At 54.6% G+C, this 1,969-nt stretch carries 3 protein-coding genes and 1 pseudogene; all 4 read left to right on the top strand.

The genetic code is table 11. From position 1 onward, the window contains the following. The coding region (locus tag ACTHUE_RS17035) for a septal ring lytic transglycosylase RlpA family protein (protein ID WP_440398566.1) at positions 1-528 on the top strand (528 nt) is incomplete at its 5' end. Positions 529-626: 98 nt separating this feature from the next. Then, positions 627-1,211 carry a Holliday junction branch migration protein RuvA gene (gene ruvA / locus ACTHUE_RS17040; RefSeq protein ID WP_070615730.1) on the top strand — a complete coding sequence of 195 codons (585 nt, stop codon included), beginning with the start codon at positions 627-629 and terminating at the stop codon, positions 1,209-1,211. A gap of 13 nt (positions 1,212-1,224) precedes the next feature. Next, complete coding sequence (locus ACTHUE_RS17045) at positions 1,225-1,458, top strand: hypothetical protein (protein ID WP_049335660.1); 234 nt, start codon at positions 1,225-1,227, stop codon at positions 1,456-1,458. Positions 1,459-1,512: 54 nt separating this feature from the next. Then, positions 1,513-1,969: pseudogene (locus ACTHUE_RS17050) on the top strand (hypothetical protein); the annotation flags it as partial.

The following is a 1,969-nucleotide window of genomic DNA, read 5'->3' on the forward strand; positions in this document are numbered from 1 at the left end:
GCCTCATGGTACGGCAACCAGTTCCACGGTCGTAAAACTTCCAGCGGCGAGCGTTACAATATGAACGCCCTCTCCGCCGCCCACAAAACCCTCCCTATTCCCAGCTACGCACGTGTGACCAATATGCAAACCGGCAAAAGCGTCATCGTCCGTGTCAACGACCGCGGCCCTTTCCACGGCAACCGCGTCATCGATGTTTCCAAAGCCGCCGCCCAACAATTAGGTTTCATCAACCAAGGCACGGCCAACGTCAAAGTTGAACAAATCATCCCCGGCCAAACCGCCGCTCAAACCATTATTACCCCAAACAACAAAGAATTTTTTGTTGATTTGAAATCCTTCGGTACCGAACGCGAAGCACAGGCTTATTTGAACCAAACCGCACAAAGCCTGCCGTCGGACAGCAAAGTCATGCTTGAAAAACGCAACTACGAATACGTTGTCAAAATGGGTCCGTTCAGCAGCCAAGAACGTGCCGCCGAAGCAGGCGAACGCGCCCGTCATCTGAACCTGGCATCCGCCATCTGATTTCGTCCGCGTTACCGCTGAAGTTTGATACAATACAAGGCCGTCTGAAACCCGATTGCAAGGTTTCAGACGGCCTTTTTTAATCACAGGGGAACACCATGATCAGCAGGCTCACAGGCAAATTGATTGAGAAAAATCCGCCGCAGGTCGTTATCGACGTCAACGGCGTCGGTTATGAAGCCGACGTTTCCATGCAGACTTTCTACAACCTGCCTTCCGTTGGCGAAACCGTCCATCTCTACACCCAGCTTGTCGTCCGCGAAGACGCGCATTTGCTGTTTGGTTTCGCCTCAGCCGAGGAACGCGCCACCTTCCGCCAACTGGTCAAAGTCAGCGGCATCGGTGCCAAAACCGCATTGGGCATTTTGTCGGCCATGAATGCCGACGAGCTGGCGCAAGCCATCGCCGAAGAAGACGTGAAACGCCTCTCCTCCGCCCCCGGCATCGGCAAGAAAACCGCCGAACGCATGGTGTTGGAACTGCGCGGCAAACTCGTATCCCATACCGTTTCAGACGGCCTGTTTGCCCCTGATGCCGTTGCCGACGAAAGCCAAGACATCATCAACACTCTGCTTGCCCTCGGCTACAACGAACGCGAAGCCAAAGCCGCCACCAAAAGCATTCCCAAAGGCACGGAAGTCGGCGAAGGCGTACGCCTGGCCTTGAAAAACCTGCTCAAATAAGGCCGTCTGAAACATGAAGGCATTGGCCCTGAGCATCACCCTCTTTCTAAGTGCGTGCGTCTATACCGAGACTCCGTATGGGCGCACCGCCGTCTTGGACCTGCCCGTCCACTCGCAAACCACCGTCAACAAAACCGTGACCATCAACGCCCCGCCGGGAACGACCGTCATCTATCAAGACAGCGAACCCGTCCGCAATTACCCGGCCTATCCCGTTTATCCCCGCCGGGTTTATCGTTATCGATAAACAACGCTGACCGTTTGAAACTATAGGTTCAGACGGCCTGTTGAGAGACCAACCATGAAATACATCCTTCCCCTGCTTTTACTCCTGAGCGCCTGCACACCGGACACCAAGACCACGGATGCCGCATCCGCCCCCAAAACACACGGCTTTGCACACCGCCTGACCGAAGGCGAAAAACTACTGACCCAAGCCCTCATCAAACAAGACCTCGCCGCCTACTTCAAACACGAAACCGGCGGCGCATTTGCCGAACAAGCCCCCTTATTCTCGGCCCAGCAACTTGCCGAACAGAAAAACATCCCCAAAAACGATGCCATCGGCGTTTACGGCAAAATCATCAAAACCCAAGGCCGCACCGCCTGGCTGCAAACCGACAAGCAAACCCTCAAACTCGATTTGGCCGAACCGCTGCAAGAAGCTCAAGGCGAAGTTACCCTCGTCTGCCAACATGAAAACACCACATTCCAAGACTGCCAAACAGAAGAAAACTTCGCCCGACGCTTTACCGAAC

It is taken from the genome of Neisseria sp. P0021.S005, assembly GCF_051956955.1.

Bases quoted from the DNA above. Each gene is read 5' to 3' on its own strand.
- ruvA (WP_070615730.1), top strand. From the start codon at position 627: ATGATCAGCAGGCTCACAGGCAAATTGATTGAGAAAAATCCGCCGCAG.
- ACTHUE_RS17045 (WP_049335660.1), top strand. From the start codon at position 1,225: ATGAAGGCATTGGCCCTGAGCATCACCCTCTTTCTAAGTGCGTGCGTC.